The organism is Micromonospora yasonensis (genome assembly GCF_026013475.1).
GTDB classification, from domain to species: Bacteria; Actinomycetota; Actinomycetes; order Mycobacteriales; family Micromonosporaceae; genus Micromonospora; species Micromonospora yasonensis.
Map to the genome: position 1 here is coordinate 1 of NZ_JAPDPH010000154.1, position 16,763 is coordinate 16,763.

Here is a 16,763-nt window from a genome sequence, read left to right on the forward strand (position 1 = left end):
CCGAGCCCTCGGTCAGCGCGGAGAGGAGGGCAAACGCCAGGGCCGCGACGGCGTCCACCTAGCCGCCGCCTAACCCCCATCCCGCCCCCGCCCCGTCCGCCCCGCCCGCCCCCGCCTGCGCGATCTTGCACTTCGGGTTGGCTTTTTGCCTTCTTCGCGCCGATTTGTCGGCACCGGAACTGTGAGATCGCCGGCCCACGGGCGGGGTGGGCGGCGGGCGGCCCTACGGGCGGGGGTGGCGGGTTAGGGGTGGGTGAGGTCTTGGGCGAGGAGTTCGGCGATCTGGGCGGTGTTGAGGGCGGCGCCCTTGCGGAGGTTGTCGCCGGTGACGAAGAGGTCGAGGGCACGCGGGTCGTCGACGGCGCGGCGGATCCGGCCGACCCAGGACGGGTCGGTGCCGACCGCGTCGATCGGCATCGGGAACTCGCCTGCCGCCGGGTCGTCGACCAGGATCACGCTGGGCGCGTTGCGCAGCGCCTCGCGGGCGCCCTCGGCGTCCACCTCGGTGGCGAAGACCGCGTGCACCGCGACCGAGTGGCCGGTCACCACTGGCACCCGTACGCAGGTGGCGGAGACCTTCAGGTCGGGCAGCCCGAGGATCTTGCGCGACTCGTTGCGCATCTTCAGCTCCTCGGACGACCAGCCGCCGTCGGCCAACGAGCCCGCCCACGGCACCACGTTGAGCGCCAGCGGGGCCGGGAAGGGGCCCAGCTCGTCGCCGACCGCCTGCCGCACGTCACCCGGGCGGGAGCCGAGCACCCGATCTCCGGCGATCTTGCCGAGTTGGGCGTGCAGCGCGTCCGCGCCGGCCTGCCCCGCCCCGGACGCCGCCTGGTACGACGCGAGCACCAGCTCACGGAGCCCGTACTCGCGGTGCAGCGGAGCGACCGCGACGATCATCGCCAGGGTGGTGCAGTTGGCGTTGGCGATGATCCCCTTGGGCCGGTTGCGCAGCTGTTCCGGGTTGATCTCGGGGACGACCAGCGGGACATCACGGTCCATCCGGAACGCGCCGGAGTTGTCCACCACCACCGCGCCCCGGGACACGGCGACCGGCGCCCACGCCACGGAAACCTCGTCCGGCACGTCGAACATCGCCACGTCGACGCCGTCGAACGCCTCGGGGGTGAGCGCCTGGACGGTCAACTCCTCGCCCCGACACTGCACCTTCCGCCCGACCGAGCGCTCCGAGGCGAGCAGCCGGATCTCCCCCCACACGTTGCGCCGGGAGGAGAGGAGCTGGCACATCACGGTGCCGACGGCACCGGTCGCCCCGACCACGGCAAGGGTGGGCAGCGACGACATGCGGCTACCGCCCGGTGCCCGCGTAGACCACGGCCTCGGTGTCGCCGCCCAGGTCGAAGGCGTCGTGGATGGCCCGGACCGCCTTGTCCAGGTCGGTGTCCCGGCAGACCACCGAGACCCGGATCTCGGAGGTGGAGATCATCTCGATGTTCACGCCGGCCGCGCCGAGGGCCGCGAAGAAGCCGGCCGCGACGCCCGGGTGCGAGCGCATGCCGGCACCGATCAGCGACACCTTGCCGACGTGGTCGTCGTAGAGGAGGCCCTTGAACTTGACCGCCTCCTGGATCTTGCTGAGCGCCGCCATGCCGGTCGCGCCGTCGGTCTTCGGCAGCGTGAACGAGATGTCGGTGCGCCCGGTGCCCTCGGTGGACACGTTCTGCACGATCATGTCGATGTTGATCTCGGCACCGGCCACGGTCTCGAAGATCTTCGCGGCGGCGCCCGGCTCGTCGGGCACCCCGACGATGGTGATCTTCGCCTCGCTGCGGTCGTGGGCGACCCCGGTGATCAGTGCCTGTTCCACAGGAAGGTCCTCCATCGATCCGGTGACCATCGTGCCGGTGTTGGTCGAGTATGACGAACGGACGTGGATCGGCAACCCCGCGCGCCGGGCGTACTCGACGCTGCGCAGGTGCAGCACCTTGGCGCCGCAGGCGGCCAGCTCCAGCATCTCCTCGTAGGTGATGTTCTTGATGTGCCGGGCGTTCGACACGATCCGCGGGTCGGCGGTGAACACGCCGTCCACGTCGGTGTAGATCTCGCAGACGTCCGCGTCGAGTGCGGCGGCCAGCGCCACGGCGGTGGTGTCCGACCCGCCCCGACCCAAAGTCGTGACGTCCTTGGTGTCCTGCGAGACACCCTGGAAGCCGGCCACGATGACGACCGCGCCCTCGTCCAGCGCGCCCTTGAGCCGACCCGGGGTGACATCGATGATCCGTGCCCTGCCGTGCACGGAGGTGGTGATCACGCCGGCCTGCGAGCCGGTGAACGAGCGGGCCTCGTACCCCAGGTTGTGGATGGCCATGGCCAGCAGCGCCATGGAGATCCGCTCCCCGGCGGTGAGCAGCATGTCCAGCTCACGGCCCGGCGGCAGCGGGCTGACCTGGTTGGCCAGGTCGAGCAGCTCGTCGGTGGTGTCCCCCATCGCGGAGACCACCACCACCACGTCATCGCCGGCCTTCCGGGCGGCCACGATCCGCTCGGCCACCCGCTTGATCCGCTCGGCGTTGGCGACGGAGGACCCGCCGTACTTCTGCACCACGAGTGCCACGACGGTGCACTCCCTCCCAGCGACGACCCTGAGCGTGCCGACGCCGCCGGGATTCGGTCCGGCGGCGTGTGTCAGACCACCCCAGGGTATCGGGCCACGTGCCGCACGGGGTCGGGTGATCCCACCATCCGGCCTGGCGTGGGGCGGCTCACCAGCGGCGGACGGGCCCGTCGCGCCTGCCGCGACACGCCGGGACAACAGCCGTACGGCGGGTCCCCGGACGCGGGCGCGCGCCGCAGAATGTCCCGGTGCACGCTCACCCTCGCGCGGGCCGGCGACTGACCGGCGCCCTGGCGATCACCCTCTCGGCGCTGCTGTCCGCCTGCACCACCGACCCGCCGACGCCCGCCCCGACCGGCACCGCCGACCCGGCTCCCGCCGAGGTGGACGCCGCCCGCGACGAGCTGGCCGCACTCGCCGCCGCCGCCCAGGACCGACACCTGACCGCCGCCTACACCTTTGCCACGGCGGACGGACCGGATCGGACGATCACGGTGACCAGCGCGAACGACGGCACCTGGCGGGTGGACGTGCCCGGTTGGGGTCAGGGCGGCACGGTGGACGTCTCGCTCGCCGCCACCGCCGACGGGCTGTTCCAGTGCGCGCTCCCCTCGGCCGGCCACTCGGCGCCGCCGAGCTGCGTACGCCTCGGCGACCAGGACGACAGCGTGCCCCGGAGGCTGGATCCCCGGGTGCAGCACCCGTTCACCGACTGGCTGGAGGTGCTCACCGACCGCCGGGCGCCGCTGGCGGTCTCGCCCGCCACCCCGCCAGCCGGGGCGACCGGCCAGTGCTACTCGGTCGAGTCGACCTCGGCCTCGCTCAACGCGCCGCTGGACGTGGGCATCTACTGCTACCGGCCGGACGGCACGCCGACGGCGGTCCGGGCCGCGTTCGGCACGCTGAAGCTGGCCGGCGAGCCAGGGCCGGCGCCGGCCACCGTGCAGCTCGCCGGCCCGGTCACCGACGGCGACCCGGTGGGGCGGGAGGCGCCGACGCTCGAGAGCAGCCCGAGCTCCGGAACGCCGTGACCCACTTGTCCGTTACGGGTGCTCTTAACCACATCTGACCCAGCCCTTCGAGCGGGTGAAAGGCCCATGAGGGACGCTTCACCTCATGGCCGACCTCACCCCGCTGCTCGCCTTCCGCTGGAGTCCCCGGGCCTTCGACCCGGACGCGGAGCTCACCCGGGACCAGGCGGCCTCCCTGCTGGAGGCCGCCCGCTGGGCGCCCTCGGCCGGGAACACGCAGCCGTGGCGGTTCGCCCTCGGGCACCGGCAGGACGAGACCTGGAAACGGATCCTGGTCAACCTCCCGGCGCCCGACCAGCGCTGGGCCCGGCACGCCTCCGCCCTGCTGGTCGGCGCGTACACGGGCGCGTCCCCGGCGGCCGCGCACGCCGGCGGTTCCGATACCGCCGCCCTCGACGAGAGCGCCGAGCGGGCCGCGTACGACCTGGGGCAGGCGATCGCCCACCTGACCGTCCAGGCCAGCGCGCTCGGGCTGCACGTGACTCAGGTCAGCCACTTCGACCGGGGTGGTCTCGCCACCGAACTGGACCTGGCGTTCGGAATCCGGCCCCTGGTGGTGGCCGCCGTCGGTCGCCTCGGTGACCCGTACGCCCTCCCCGCCGACCTCCGCGACCAGGAGACGGCCCTCCGCCGCCGTCACCCCGTGGCGGCGCTCCTCCTCCACTGACCGTGATCGACTCGGCCCTGGAACCCGCGAGGGTGACTCCGGTCCCATAATCCGGACCCACCTTCCCACGGCTCGTCCCGCCACGTAGGGTGATCCCGTCATGTGGCGGGCGTTCCTTCTCCTTGGCTGCCGCGACGAGGCCTGATCGGCCGGCACCTCGTCGCGGAGTTGAACCGCGCCGTCCAGCACATCCGAACTTCTCCTCGGCACCCCGGCACCGTCGCCGGGCATCTGCGCCGACACCTTCCGATCTGCTGACGCCACATGCCCCAGGGAGCACTCCGAGATGGCTCAACCTGTCACCGACGCCGAGACCGATCCGATCGCCCGGCAGCGCCCCAGCCGGATGCCGTTCCGCCGTTACCTGCCGTACGACGGGCAGTTCCGGGTCGACCTGCCGGACCGCGCCTGGCCGACCCGCCGGGTCGAGGCCGCGCCGCGCTGGTGCGCGGTCGACCTGCGCGACGGCAACCAGGCACTGATCGACCCGATGTCCCCGGAGCGCAAGCGCCGGATGTTCCAGCTGCTCGTGCAGATGGGCTACAAGGAGATCGAGGTCGGCTTCCCCTCGGCCAGCCAGACCGACTACGACTTCGTCCGGCAGCTGATCGAGCAGGACCTGATCCCGGAGGACGTGACCATCCAGGTGCTGACCCAGTGCCGGGAGCACCTGATCGACCGGACCTTCGAGTCGCTGCGCGGCGCCCGCCGCGCCATCGTGCACTTCTACAACTCCACCTCGACGCTGCAGCGGCGGGTGGTCTTCGGCCTGGACCGGGACGGCATCACCGACATCGCCACCCAAGGCGCCCGGCTCTGCCAGAAGTACGCGGAGATCCACACCCCGGACACCGACATCCACTACGAGTACTCGCCGGAGTCGTACACCGGCACCGAGCTGGAGTACGCGCTGGAGGTCTGCACCAAGGTCATCGAGGTGGTCGACCCCACCCCGGACCGCAAGCTGATCGTCAACCTGCCGGCCACCGTCGAGATGGCCATGCCGAACGTGTACGCCGACTCGATCGAGTGGATGCACCGGCACCTGCCCCGACGGGACAGCCTGGTGCTGAGCCTGCACCCGCACAACGACCGGGGCACCGGCGTGGCCGCCGCCGAGCTGGGCCTGCTGGCCGGCGCCGACCGGATCGAGGGCTGCCTGTTCGGCAACGGCGAGCGCACCGGCAACGTCGACCTGGTCACCCTGGGGCTGAACCTGTTCTCCCAGGGCATCGACCCGATGATCGACTTCTCCAACATCGACGAGATCAAGCGGGCGGTCGAATACTGCAACCAGCTGCCCGTGCACGAGCGGCACCCGTACGCGGGCGACCTGGTCTACACCGCCTTCTCCGGCTCCCACCAGGACGCGATCAAGAAGGGCTTCGACGCCCTGCACGCCGACGCGGCGGCGGCCGGGGTGCCGGTCGACGAGTTCACCTGGGCCGTGCCGTACCTGCCGATCGACCCGAAGGACCTGGGCCGCACCTACGAGGCGGTCATCCGGGTCAACTCGCAGTCCGGCAAGGGCGGCGTCGCGTACATCATGAAGAGCGAGCACCAGCTCGACCTGCCGCGCCGGCTCCAGATCGAGTTCTCCGGCGTGGTCCAGCAGGTCACCGACCACGACGGTGGCGAGGTCGAGCCGGGCGCCATGTGGGAGATCTTCGCCCGCAACTATCTGGTCGACCACCAGGTCGACCCGGCGGTCACCCTGGCCGGCTACGCCATCGGCACCGCCGACGGCAAGGTCGAGATCGAGGCCCGCGTCGGCTTCGACGGCGAGGTCCGCCCGCTGACCGCGGTCGGCAACGGCCCGATCGACGCGTACGTCAACGCGCTGCAGTCCCTGGGCGTGGCGGTACGGGTGCTCGACTACCACGAGCACGCGCTCTCCTCGGGTGGGGACGCGCAGGCCGCCGCGTACGTGGAGTGCGAGGTGGACGGCCGCACCGTCTGGGGCGTCGGAACGGACGCCAACATCGTCACCGCCTCGGTGAAGGCGGTCACCAGCGCCGTCAACCGCGCCCGCGGCTGAGGTGTGAAAGGAGGGGCCCCCTGTTAACGCTTCGCGCATAACAGGGGGCCCTTCTTAACGCCCACGCCCGGGTGCCCGTGTTAACAGGGGGCCCTTCCTCTACCGAATGCGTTAAGAGGGGGCCCCTCCTTTCACTTCCGGCGTGGAGGCGGGCAGGGACGGGCAGGGTTGGGCGCCGTGGGCCCTCCGCTCCGGGCGGTGGATCAGCAGTCCGGCCATCGCGGCCCCGGCCAGCAGCAGCCCGGCGCACCAGAGCATGGCCCCCCGGAACGCGCCGGTCAGCGCGGCCTTCTGCTCGTACCCGGTGCCGGAGAGGCCGACCAGCAGCGGCAGCGCGGCCACCGCCAGCAGGCCACCGGCCCGGGAGGCGGCGTTGTTGAAGCCGCTCGCCACCCCGGCGAACCGGTCGGCCACCGCCGCCAGCACCGAGGCGGTCAGCGGCGCCACCACCAGGGTCAGGCCCACCCCGAACAGCGCCACCCCGGGCAGCACGTCGGTCACGTACGACGCCCCCGGCCCGACCCCGCGCAGCAGCAGCAGCCCGGCCGCGGCGATCACCGGGCCGACGGTGAGCGGCAGCCGGGGACCGATCCGGGCCGACAGCGCCCCGGCCCGGGCCGAGCCGACCAGCAGCAGCACCGTCATCGGCACGGTGGCCAGGCCGGTGAGCAGCGCCGACCAGCCCACCACGTTCTGCAGGTAGACGGCGAGGAAGAAGGTGAACCCACCGAGCGCCGCGTAGACCACCACGGTGAAGACGTTCAGCACCGAGAAGAGCCGGCTGGTGAACAGGCCGGTGGGCAGCATCGCGGCGTCCCCGCGCCGCCGCTCGACCAGCACGAAGACCACCGCGGCGAGCACCCCGACCAGCGCCGGCGCCAGCACCGCCGGGGAGCCGACGCCGCGCTTCGGGGCGTCGATCAGGGCGTACGTGATGCCGCCCAGGCCCAGCGCGCCGAGCAGCGCCCCGGCGATGTCGAACCGCCGCCCCGCCCGGGCGCGCGAGGCGTTCACGTCCCGGCTCTCCGGCACCCACCGCAGCGCCGCGAGCACCACCGCGACCGCCAGCGGCAGGTTGATGAAGAAGATCCACCGCCAGGAGAGCGCGTCGATCAACCAGCCACCGAGGAGCGGGCCGAGCGCCGTGGACACCCCGGAGAGGCCGGACCAGATGCCGATCGCCTTCCCCCGATCGTCGGGATGGAAGCTGGCCTGGAGTACGGAGAGCGAGCCGGGGGTGAGCAGCGCCCCGCCGGCGCCCTGGAGGAACCGCGCCCCGATCAGCCAGCCGGTGCCCTGGGACAGCCCGCACAGCATGGACGCCAACGCGAACCACGCCACCCCGAGCAGGAAGATCCGGCGCCGGCCGAACCGGTCGCCGAGCGCACCGCCGAGCAGCACGAACGCGGCGAGCATGAGCAGGTAGCCGTTCACGGTCCACTGGAGATCGGCCACGTTCGCGCGGAGTTCGGCGCCCAGCCGGGGCAGCGCCACGTTGACCACGGTGGTGTCCAGGAAGACCATGCCGGAGGCGAGGATCGCGGCGAGCAGGGTGCCGCGCCCGGCGGCGGTGCCGGTCCGGAGCGCGGGTGCGGGTGCGGTCATGGGTAACCACTCTGCCCGGGTGCCACTGCCGACGCCACAAATCACGGAAACCACCGCGCGGTACTGTGCGGACTCGCCCCGGAGCCCGCAAGCTGGAGAGGTGTGGTCTGTGCGTACGAGATCAGGAGCCCGTGCCGGATTGGCGGGCGCGGTCGCCGCGCTGCTCGCCCTCGGCGCGGCCGGTTGCGATCCGGCACTCAACCAGCCGGACACGCCGCCGAGTGCCGCGGGGAACATCGACAAGCAGCTCGGGGAGCTGACCGTCGCGTCCGCCGGGTCGATGAAGGGCTACAGCCGGTCCCGTTTCCCGCACTGGCGGGACACGGGCAAGAACTGCGACGTCCGGGACAGCGTGCTGCAGCGGGACGGGGAGAGCATCAAGCTCTCCGGCTGCAACGTGGTCGGCGGTCGCTGGGAGAGCCCGTACGACGGGCTGAAGCTGACCGATCCCGCCGACGTGGACATCGACCACATGGTGCCGCTGGCCAACGCCTGGCGCTCCGGCGCCGACGTGTGGGACGACTCGAAGCGGGGCGACTTCGCCAACGACCTGACCCGACCGCAGCTGCTGGCGGTTTCCCTCCGCTCCAACCGGGCAAAGGGTGATCAGGACCCGTCCCAGTGGAAGCCGGCGAACAAGTCGTACTGGTGCCAGTACGCCGCGGACTGGGTGACGGTCAAGCACTACTGGCGGCTGACGGTGACCAGTGCCGAGAAGGCCGCCCTGACCGACATGTTGGAGGGCTGCACATGGGCGAGCAAGCCGTGACCGGGGCCGGTGCGACACCGGTGCCGGAGCAGAAGCCGGACGCCGCGGGCGAGGACGCCGCCGCGGCGACCGGCAGCGGGACCACGACCGGTCCGACCTCGGCCGGGATGACGGCCGACGGCACGGCGCCGGCTCCGGCCGACGTCTCCGGGGCGGGCATGTCCGCCGACGCCACCCCGCCCGCCGCGCCGACTGGCCAGGGCGCGCCGGCCGCGACCGGCGGGCCGCAGCAGCGGACCACCGACATCACGGCCGGCCCGGGCGGGGTGATGACCGACGAGGTCGGCGTGGTGACCGGCGAGCTGACTCTGCGTACCGAGTGGGCCGACGGCCAGATCACCCTGCGGGTGCAGTACAAGGACGCCGACGAGTGGTACGTGGTGACCGGCGGCAAGGCCCCGCTGGCCGACCCGTCCGGACTGGACGCCGTGCACGCCGTCGCGGTGGCCCTGCTCAACCGCCCCGAGGGCTGAGACACGCCGAGGCCCCCTTCCCCGGTGGGGAAGGGGGCCTCGTGCCGTTCTCACGGGGTCGGGATCAGCTCACCGGTGTCGCCGGGCGCCGCGCCGTCGTCCGGCCGGACCAGCTCCGGCTCCACCTCGTGCGGCCGGATCCGGCCCGCCGCGATGTCCTCGGCGTAGTGGCAGGCCACCCGGTGGCCGTCGAGCACCTCGCGCAGCGCCGGCCGCTCGTCGGCACAGCGCTTCGGCTGGGCCCACGGGCAGCGGGTGTGGAACCGGCAGCCGGCCGGCGGGTTCGTCGGCGAGGGCAGGTCGCCGGCGAGCAGGATCCGCTCGCGCCGGTCCTCCACCTGCGGGTCCGGCACCGGCACCGCCGACATCAGCGCCCTGGTGTACGGGTGCATCGGTTCCCGGTAGAGGTCGTCGCTGGACGCCTCCTCCACCAGGCCGCCCAGGTACATCACGCCGACCGTGTCCGCGATGTGCCGGACCACCGCCAGGTCGTGCGCGATGATCAGGTACGTCAGGCCGAGCTCGTTCTGGATGTCCTCCATCAGGTTGAGCACCTGGGCCTGGATGGACACGTCCAGCGCGGAGACCGGCTCGTCGGCGACGATAAGGTCTGGGTCGAGCACCAGCGCCCGGGCGATGCCGATGCGCTGCCGCTGGCCGCCGGAGAACTCGTGCGGGTACTTGCTCAGCGCCGAGGCGGGCAGGCCGACCGCCGCTAGGGTGTCCCGCAGCTTCCTGGCGGTGGCCGCCTTGTCCCGGGCCAGGCCGTGCGCCTTGAGCCCCTCGACCAGCAGCGATTCGACCGACTGCCGGGGGTCCAGGCTGGACAGCGGGTCCTGGAAGATCATCTGCATCCGGCGGCGGGCCTTGCGCATCGCCTCGCCCTTGAGCGAGCGGACGTCGGTGCCGTCGAAGACGATCTCACCGTCGGTCGGCTCGACCAGCCGCAGCAGGCCGCGCCCGAGGGTGGACTTGCCGCAGCCGGACTCGCCCACCAGCCCGTACGTCTCACCCTTGTTGATCGACAGGGAGACGCCGTCGACGGCGTAGACGTAGCCGACCGTGCGGTCGATGAGCACGCCGCTCTTGATCGGGAAGTGGACCTTGACGTCGCGCAGTTCGACCAGTGGTCCGGTCCGCTCCTCGGTCACGGGACCGCCACCTCCTCGGTTACGGGGTTGTTGCAGCGCAGGTCGCCGCCGGTCGCGGTGGGTTCGAGCGGAGGCGTGCCCTCCAGGCAGGCGTCCACAACGTTGTCGCAGCGGGGCGCGAACGCGCACCCCTCGACCCACGGGATGTTGTCGGCCACCGAGCCGCGGATGGCGTGCAGCCGCTCGCCGCGCGGCGAGTCCAGCCGCGGCACCGAGTTGAGCAGCCCGTGGGTGTACGGGTGCCGCGGCCGGGCGAACAGCTCGTGCCGGGCGGCCCGCTCGACGACCTTGCCGCCGTAGAGCACGTTGACCGTGTCGCAGAGGCCGGCCACCACGCCCAGGTCGTGCGTGATCATGATGAGCGCGGTGCCGGTCTCGTCGACGAGCTGCTTGAGCAGGGTGAGGATCTGCGCCTGGATGGTCACGTCCAGCGCGGTGGTCGGCTCGTCCGCGATCAGCAGCCGCGGCTTGCAGGCCAGCGCGATGGCGATCAGCGCGCGCTGCCGCATGCCACCGGAGATCTGGTGCGGGTACTCCTTCAGCCGCCGGTTCGGATCCGGAATGCCGACCGCGTCGAGCAGCTCCCGGGCCTCCTTCAGCGCCGCCTTGCGGTCCATGCCCCGGTGCCGCTCCAGCACCTCGGCCACCTGGGTCCCGATCGGGACGACCGGGTTCAGCGAGGAGAGCGGGTCCTGGAAGATCATGCCGATGTCCCGGCCACGCCGATCCCGCATGTCGTCCGGGCGCAGCGCGAGCAGGTCGGCGCCGTCGAACATCACCTGACCGCTGACCTTGTTGCCCCGGCGGGGCAGCAGGCCCATGATCGCCAGGCTGGTCACGCTCTTGCCGCAGCCGGACTCGCCGACCAGGCCGACGGTCTGCCCCGGCTCCACGCTGAAGCTGACCTCGTCGACCGCGGTGAACGGCCGCTCACCGCGGCGCTGGAACACCACGCTCAGGTCGCGTACGTCGAGCAGGCTCATCGGGTCACTTCCTCACGGTGCTGGTCTGTCGTTCGCATCTCCGTCACCGCCGGTTCTTCGGGTCGATCGCCTCGCGCATGCCCTCACCGAGCAGGGTGAAGCCGAGCGCGACGACGATGATCGCGACGGCCGGGTAGTAGGCCAACTCCGGCCGGACCTCGAAGTAGCGCTGGCCGTCCACGCCGAGCATCAGGCCCCACTCGGCCCGGTTGATGTCCGGGTCGCCGAGACCGAGGAAGGAGAGCGAGGCGGCTTCCAGGATCGCGGTGGAGAGGGTCAGCGTGGCCTGCACGATCACCGCGGTCATCGCGTTGGGCAGCATGTGCCGCAGCACGATGCTGCCCTGCTTCACGCCGAGCGCCCGGGCGGCCAGCACGTGGTCGCTCTCCCGTTGCGCCAGCATCGAGCCGCGCAGCAGCCGGGCGAAGATCGGCACGTTGACGATGGCCACCGCGAAGATGACCGTCCACTGGCTCGACCGGCTGGCCATGGCCACCAGGCTGATCGCCAGCAGCAGGGCCGGCAGGGCCAGCATGACGTCGGTGAGGCGCATCAGGATGTTGTCGATCCAGCCGCCGAAGGCGCCGGCCAGCGCGCCGATCAGCACGCCGAGGCCCAGACCGATCAGGGTGGCGACCACACCGACGAAGAGCGTCTGCCGGCTGCCGTAGATCATCCGCGACAGGAAGTCCCGGCCGAGCGGGTCGGAGCCGAGCGGGAAGTCGCTGCTGGCCCCGGGGATGTTGTCGACCGTCAGGTTCTTCGTCAGCTCGTCGAAGCGCTGCGCCGGGTCGTGTGGCGCGAGCAGCGGTGCGAAGATCGCCACCAGGACGAAGAGGCCGACGATGACCGCACCGAAGATGGCCACCGGGTTGCGCCGCAGCCGGCGGAACGCGTCCCGCACCAGGCTGACGCCGCCCTTGTCGGCACTGGCCTGGGCCAGGGCGTCCAGCCGGGCCTTCTTGCGCTCGCCGAGCCGGCTGATGGCGCTCGGGGTCACGCCCTCGGGCTTCTCCTCGACGGCGGCCGGGTCGACGCTGTCGCGTTGGGCGCCCACGCCGGGGCGGGTGATGGGATCACTCATCGCACACGCACCCTCGGGTCGATGAAGGCGTAGGAGAGGTCGACCAGGAGGTTGACCACCACGAAGACCAGTGCCGCCAGCAGGATCAGCGTCTGGAGGACCGGGTAGTCCCGGCCGCCGCTGATCGAGTCGGTGATCAACGTCCCCAGGCCACCCCAGTTGTAGACCTTCTCGGTGAGCACCGCGCCGGAGAGCAACGCGCCGGTCTGCAGGCCGATGGTGGTGACCACCGGCAGCAGGGCGTTGCGCAGGATGTGCCGGCCGCGGATGGTCTTGTGCCGCAGGCCCTTGGCCTCGGCGGTGCGCACGTAGTCCTCGTTGAGCACGTCGAGCACGCTGGCGCGGGTGATCCGGACGATCACCGCCAGCGGGATGGTGGCCAGGGTGAACGCCGGCAGGATCAGGTGCCACAGCGCGTCGGCGGTGGCGTCGAACTCCCGGGTGAGCAGTCCGTCGAGGACGAAGAACCCGGTGACATTGGTGTTGTCCACGCCCGTGCTGAGCCGCCCCGAGGGCGGGAACCAGTGGATGTTCTGGGTGAAGACGTCCTTGAGCAGGTAGCCCAGGAAGAAGATCGGGATCGAGATGCCGAGCAGGGTCCCGGCGATGCTGAGGTTGTCCAGCAGGCGGCCCCGGTGCCGGGCGGCGAGGTAACCGAGCGGCACGCCGAGCCCGACTGCGATGATCATGGCGGCCAGGGCCAGCTCGATGGTGGCCGGGAAGGCGCGGCCGATCACCTCGGTGACCGGGTCGCCGGTCCGGATCGAGTTGCCGAAGTTGCCGGTCAGGACCCGCTGCATGAACTTGGCGTACTGCACGAGGATCGGCTGGTCGTAGCCGAGCGCCTTGGTCAGCAGCGCCCGGCGCTCCGGGGTGGCCCGCTCACCGAGCAGCGCCTCGATCGGGCCGCCGGGCAGGTTCCGCAGCCAGATGAAGATGAGCGCGGACAGGGCTATCAGGGTCACCACCAGCTGGAGCAGGCGGCGGACTATGACTCGCAACATCTCTCACACCAGATTCTCGATAACAGCGGGGTCGGCCCGGGCCGGGAAGCCCGGCCCGGGCCGATTCCGTGTACGGCGTCAGTGGCGGTGTCAGCCGACGCTGACGGTGTTGAACCGCTCGTCGGTCAGCGGGCTGGCGACCAGACCCTTGACGTCCTTGGTGACCACGATGGCCGGCGGGGCGTGCCAGACCGGCACGGCCGGCAGCCACTTGCTGGCGATGTCCCGGTTGACCTGCTCCCAGGCGGCCTTCTTGCCGGCCTCGTCGACCGTGCCGTCGGCCTTGGCGATGGCCGCGAACATGTCGGTCATCGCCTGGTCGCCGAACTCGGCCTTGCCCCGGCCGAAGAAGCTGCTGACGAAGTTGCCTGGGTCGTTGTAGTCACCGGTCCAGCCGAGCAGGTGCAGGTCGTGCTTGCCGAACTGCTGCACGTCGTCCTTGTAGCCACCGTTCCACGGGCGGGCCACACCGTTGACCTTGATGCCGACGGCCTGCAGGTCGTTGGCCAGGACGGTGAAGATCTCCTGCGGGTTCGGCATGTACGGACGGGTGACGTCGGTCGGGTAGTAGAAGTTGAGGGTCATCCCCTCGGCCCCGGCCTCCTTGAGCAGCTGCTTGGCCTTGTCCGGGTTGTACTCGTACTTCTGCACGTCCGGCGCGTAGCCGAGCACGGTGTCCGGCATGAACTCGTCGGCGACCTTGGTGCCACCCGGGCCCTTGGTCTGGACGAGCTGCTGACGGTTGAGGGCGTAGGCGATCGCCTGGCGCACCCGCAGATCCTTCAGCTTCGGGTTCTTCTGGTTGATGCCCAGGTAGAGGATGTTGAACGCCGGGCGGTCGATGACGTTGAAGCCCTCACCGGCGAGCGCCTTGCGGTCGGCCGGGGCCGGGAAGTCGATGCCCTGGACAGTGCCGGCCCGCAGCTCCTGCTTGCGGGTGTTCTCGTCCGGGATGACCTTGATGATCAGCTTGTCGACCTTGGCCTTCTCGCCCCAGTAGTCGGGGTTCCGGTTCATGGTGACCTCACCCTTGGCCTTGTCCCAGCCGCCGAAGGTGAACGGGCCGGTGCCGACCGGGTGCTCGTTGGCGAACGCGCTGTACTCGAAGGAGTCGCCGTTCTGCTTGACCGTGTCCGCGTCGTACTTCTTCAGCGCCTCTGGGCTGGCGATCGAGAACGCGGTCAGCGCGAAGGCACCGGGGAAGGCGCCCTTGTACTGGTTGAGGGTGAGGACGGCGGTGTTGTCGTCCTTGGCCTCGCACTTGTTGTAGGCCGGCTTGCCGGCGGCGTCGGCCTCGTTGTTCGCGAAGCCGCCGAAGACGTCCAGGTAGTACTGCATCTGCGCCTGCGCCGCAGCACCCTTCATGTTGTACCAGCGGTCGTAGTTGAAGCAGACTGCGGCGGCGTTGAAGGGGGTGCCGTCATGGAACTTCACACCCTTGCGCAGGTGGAAGGTCCAGACCTTGCCCTCGGGGTCGTGTTCCCAGGTCTCCGCCAGGGCGCCCTGCAGGTCGGCCGTGCCCGGCTTGTTCTGGATCAGGGTGTCGTACATCTGGCGGATCGGCCGGAACGACTCACCGTCGTCGTTGAAGATCGGGTCGAAGTTCTTCGGGTTGCTGGCGCCCGCGAAGACGAAGGTGCCGCCAGTCTTGGCCCCACCACCGCCGTCCCCGTCGCGCTCGCTCTTGGCGCAGCCGGACGCCCCGACCGCCAAAGCGGCAGCGGCCGCGAGGGCCATGGCCGCCTTAAGCCTGCTCGCCTGCATCTCTCACCTCTGTCATGCGCATGACCACGCCGAGTTGTGGCCCAGTCCGTGAGCGGGAGGCTATGACACGACACACAGAAGCGGAACGGCCGTTAGGCAATCGCTATCAAGCCGACACCAAGCCGCCGGGTCTGACAGCGGGTGATCTATTGACAAACAGGACTGTCACAGCCGTACCGCACGGCAGAACGTGGAGGGTTGCCGTTCGCCACGAACGACAACCCTCCACGATCCGAACGGTCTCAGATCGCCCGGCGGCCCTCGAACGCCCGGCCCAGGGTGATCTCGTCGGCGTACTCGAGGTCGCCGCCGACCGGCAGGCCGCTCGCCAGCCGGGTCACCGCGATCCCCATCGGCTTGACCATCAGGGCCAGGTACGTCGCCGTCGCCTCGCCCTCGGTGTTCGGGTCGGTGGCGAGGATCAGCTCGCGCACCGCGCCCCCGCCGAGCCGGGTCATCAGCTCGCGGATCCGCAGGTTGTCCGGGCCGATCCCCTCCAGCGGGTTGATCGCGCCGCCGAGCACGTGGTAGCGGCCGCGGAACTCGCCGGTCCGCTCGATCGCCACCACGTCCTTCGGCTCCTCGACCACGCAGAGCACCTCGTCGGTGCGCCGGGGGTCACGGCAGATCCGGCACTGCTCCGACTCGGCCACGTTGTAGCAGCTGGTGCAGAAGCGGACCAGCTCCTTCACCTTGCGCAGCGCACCGGCCAACCGGTTCACGTCGGCCGGATCCGCCGACAGGACGTGGAAGGCGATCCGCTGGGCGCTCTTCGGGCCCACGCCCGGGAGCCGGCCCAGCTCGTCGATCAGGTCCTGGATGGCACCCTCGTACATCTGCCGGCTCAGAACCCGGGCAGGCCGAGGCCGCCCATCCCGCCCGCGACCGGGCCCATCTTCTTCTCGGTCAGCTCCCGGGCCGCCTCGGCGGCGTTGTGCACGGCCGCGACGACCAGGTCCTCCAGGGTCTCCACGTCCTCCGGGTCGACCGCCTTCGGGTCGATCTTGATCGCCTTGAGCTCACCGGTGCCGGCGACGGTGGCGGTGACCAGGCCACCGCCCGCGGTGCCGGTCAGCTCCGCCTCGGCCAGCTCGGCCTGGGCCTTGGCGATCTGCTGCTGCATCTTCTGCGCCTGCTTCAGCATCTGCTGCATGTTCGGCTGTCCACCTGGGCGCACGGATGGCTCCTTCTCGCACTCGTCCGATCGGCCGCGCCCAGCCTAGTCGGGCGGCGGCCCCTGTCCTCGCCGTCGGCTCCCGCCTCAGCGCGCGTCGACCTCGTCGATCTTCTCGGCCCCGAACGCCTCGCGGAGCAGCTGCACCGCCTGCTCCTCGCTGGACTGCCGGGCGGTCCGCTCGTCGATCACGTCGTCCAGCGGCTCGTCGCCCGGATCGAAGCCCTCGTAAACCGGGACCGCCGGCGCCGCCGGGCCCGCGCCCGGCCGGATCGGGCCGTCGAAGTCCGGGTCGTAGGGCGGTTCGCCGGCCCAGTCGGCGTCCGCGGTCTGCCGGGCCGGCTGCGCGGTACGCGGCCCCTTCGGCCCGCCCCCGGCGGCGGCCGCCGCGGCCGCCCTGGCGGCCGCGATCGCGCTGCTCTTCGGCGCGCCGTTGGCCACGCCT

At 71.2% G+C, this 16,763-nt stretch carries 15 protein-coding genes and 1 pseudogene; 5 read left to right on the forward strand and 11 right to left on the reverse strand.

All coding sequences use genetic code 11. The features are described 5' to 3' along the window. Positions 1–243: 243 nt before the first annotated feature. The gene (locus ONA70_RS25500; RefSeq protein WP_265009019.1) at positions 244–1,305 is read right to left on the reverse strand and encodes an aspartate-semialdehyde dehydrogenase; all 1,062 of its coding nucleotides are present in this window, start codon (positions 1,303–1,305) and stop codon (positions 244–246) included. A 4-nt stretch (positions 1,306–1,309) separates the two neighbouring features. Then, the gene (locus tag ONA70_RS25505; RefSeq protein ID WP_265009020.1) at positions 1,310–2,575 is read right to left on the reverse strand and encodes an aspartate kinase; all 1,266 of its coding nucleotides are present in this window, start codon (positions 2,573–2,575) and stop codon (positions 1,310–1,312) included. A 248-nt stretch (positions 2,576–2,823) separates the two neighbouring features. Here ONA70_RS25505 and ONA70_RS25510 point away from each other — a divergent pair, with 248 nt between their 5' ends. The 3 genes from ONA70_RS25510 to leuA all read left to right on the forward strand — a co-directional run bounded on the left by ONA70_RS25510 (position 2,824) and on the right by leuA (position 6,311). Then, positions 2,824–3,606: a hypothetical protein gene (locus ONA70_RS25510; protein ID WP_265009021.1), complete on the forward strand. Its 783-nt coding sequence runs from the start codon at positions 2,824–2,826 to the stop codon at positions 3,604–3,606. Positions 3,607–3,691: 85 nt separating this feature from the next. Continuing rightward, positions 3,692–4,273 (forward strand): nitroreductase family protein, encoded by a 582-nt coding sequence (locus tag ONA70_RS25515; protein WP_265009022.1) that lies wholly within the window; start codon positions 3,692–3,694, stop codon positions 4,271–4,273. Between the two features lie 286 nt (positions 4,274–4,559). Beyond that, positions 4,560–6,311: a 2-isopropylmalate synthase gene (gene leuA, locus ONA70_RS25520; protein ID WP_265009023.1), complete on the forward strand. Its 1,752-nt coding sequence runs from the start codon at positions 4,560–4,562 to the stop codon at positions 6,309–6,311. 111 nt (positions 6,312–6,422) lie between these two features. On the opposite strand, the gene ONA70_RS25525 is transcribed toward leuA, so the two are convergent. Then, a complete protein-coding gene (locus tag ONA70_RS25525) occupies positions 6,423–7,916 on the reverse strand; it encodes an MFS transporter (RefSeq protein WP_265009024.1) in 1,494 nt (497 codons plus the stop codon). 109 nt (positions 7,917–8,025) lie between these two features. Here ONA70_RS25525 and ONA70_RS25530 point away from each other — a divergent pair, with 109 nt between their 5' ends. Next, complete coding sequence (locus tag ONA70_RS25530) at positions 8,026–8,685, forward strand: HNH endonuclease family protein (RefSeq protein ID WP_265009025.1); 660 nt, start codon at positions 8,026–8,028, stop codon at positions 8,683–8,685. Next, on the forward strand, positions 8,667–9,158 hold the full coding sequence (locus tag ONA70_RS25535) for a hypothetical protein (RefSeq protein WP_265009026.1): 492 nt from the start codon (positions 8,667–8,669) through the stop codon (positions 9,156–9,158). Before ONA70_RS25530 ends, ONA70_RS25535 begins: the two co-directional genes overlap by 19 nt. A gap of 50 nt (positions 9,159–9,208) precedes the next feature. On the opposite strand, the gene ONA70_RS25540 is transcribed toward ONA70_RS25535, so the two are convergent. The 8 genes and pseudogenes from ONA70_RS25540 to ONA70_RS25575 all read right to left on the reverse strand — a co-directional run. Continuing rightward, positions 9,209–10,309 carry an ABC transporter ATP-binding protein gene (locus ONA70_RS25540; protein ID WP_265009027.1) on the reverse strand — a complete coding sequence of 367 codons (1,101 nt, stop codon included), beginning with the start codon at positions 10,307–10,309 and terminating at the stop codon, positions 9,209–9,211. After that, positions 10,306–11,292 carry an ABC transporter ATP-binding protein gene (locus tag ONA70_RS25545; protein ID WP_265009028.1) on the reverse strand — a complete coding sequence of 329 codons (987 nt, stop codon included), beginning with the start codon at positions 11,290–11,292 and terminating at the stop codon, positions 10,306–10,308. Before ONA70_RS25545 ends, ONA70_RS25540 begins: the two co-directional genes overlap by 4 nt. A 43-nt stretch (positions 11,293–11,335) precedes the next feature. Further along, positions 11,336–12,277 (reverse strand): ABC transporter permease, encoded by a 942-nt coding sequence (locus ONA70_RS25550; protein ID WP_319958639.1) that lies wholly within the window; start codon positions 12,275–12,277, stop codon positions 11,336–11,338. 95 nt (positions 12,278–12,372) lie between these two features. Then, entirely contained in the window at positions 12,373–13,380 is a 1,008-nt protein-coding gene (locus ONA70_RS25555; protein ID WP_265009030.1) for an ABC transporter permease, read from the reverse strand. Between the two features lie 90 nt (positions 13,381–13,470). After that, positions 13,471–15,144 (reverse strand): ABC transporter substrate-binding protein, encoded by a 1,674-nt coding sequence (locus ONA70_RS25560; protein ID WP_265009031.1) that lies wholly within the window; start codon positions 15,142–15,144, stop codon positions 13,471–13,473. A 242-nt stretch (positions 15,145–15,386) separates the two neighbouring features. Further along, complete coding sequence (gene recR, locus ONA70_RS25565; protein WP_107075412.1) at positions 15,387–15,980, reverse strand: recombination mediator RecR; 594 nt, start codon at positions 15,978–15,980, stop codon at positions 15,387–15,389. Positions 15,981–15,988: 8 nt separating this feature from the next. Continuing rightward, a complete protein-coding gene (locus ONA70_RS25570) occupies positions 15,989–16,297 on the reverse strand; it encodes a YbaB/EbfC family nucleoid-associated protein (RefSeq protein ID WP_030502117.1) in 309 nt (102 codons plus the stop codon). A 108-nt stretch (positions 16,298–16,405) separates the two neighbouring features. Beyond that, positions 16,406–16,763: pseudogene (locus ONA70_RS25575) on the reverse strand (DNA polymerase III subunit gamma and tau); the annotation flags it as partial.

What these genes read in the sequence shown, in the direction of transcription:
- ONA70_RS25500 (WP_265009019.1), bottom strand. Translation starts at nt 1,305, where the DNA reads ATGTCGTCGCTGCCCACCCTTGCCGTGGTCGGGGCGACCGGTGCCGTC.
- ONA70_RS25515 (WP_265009022.1), top strand. Translation starts at nt 3,692, where the DNA reads ATGGCCGACCTCACCCCGCTGCTCGCCTTCCGCTGGAGTCCCCGGGCC.
- leuA (WP_265009023.1), top strand. Translation starts at nt 4,560, where the DNA reads ATGGCTCAACCTGTCACCGACGCCGAGACCGATCCGATCGCCCGGCAG.
- ONA70_RS25525 (WP_265009024.1), bottom strand. Translation starts at nt 7,916, where the DNA reads ATGACCGCACCCGCACCCGCGCTCCGGACCGGCACCGCCGCCGGGCGC.
- ONA70_RS25535 (WP_265009026.1), top strand. Translation starts at nt 8,667, where the DNA reads ATGGGCGAGCAAGCCGTGACCGGGGCCGGTGCGACACCGGTGCCGGAG.
- ONA70_RS25545 (WP_265009028.1), bottom strand. Translation starts at nt 11,292, where the DNA reads ATGAGCCTGCTCGACGTACGCGACCTGAGCGTGGTGTTCCAGCGCCGC.
- ONA70_RS25555 (WP_265009030.1), bottom strand. Translation starts at nt 13,380, where the DNA reads ATGTTGCGAGTCATAGTCCGCCGCCTGCTCCAGCTGGTGGTGACCCTG.
- ONA70_RS25560 (WP_265009031.1), bottom strand. Translation starts at nt 15,144, where the DNA reads ATGCAGGCGAGCAGGCTTAAGGCGGCCATGGCCCTCGCGGCCGCTGCC.
- recR (WP_107075412.1), bottom strand. Translation starts at nt 15,980, where the DNA reads ATGTACGAGGGTGCCATCCAGGACCTGATCGACGAGCTGGGCCGGCTC.
- ONA70_RS25570 (WP_030502117.1), bottom strand. Translation starts at nt 16,297, where the DNA reads ATGCAGCAGATGCTGAAGCAGGCGCAGAAGATGCAGCAGCAGATCGCC.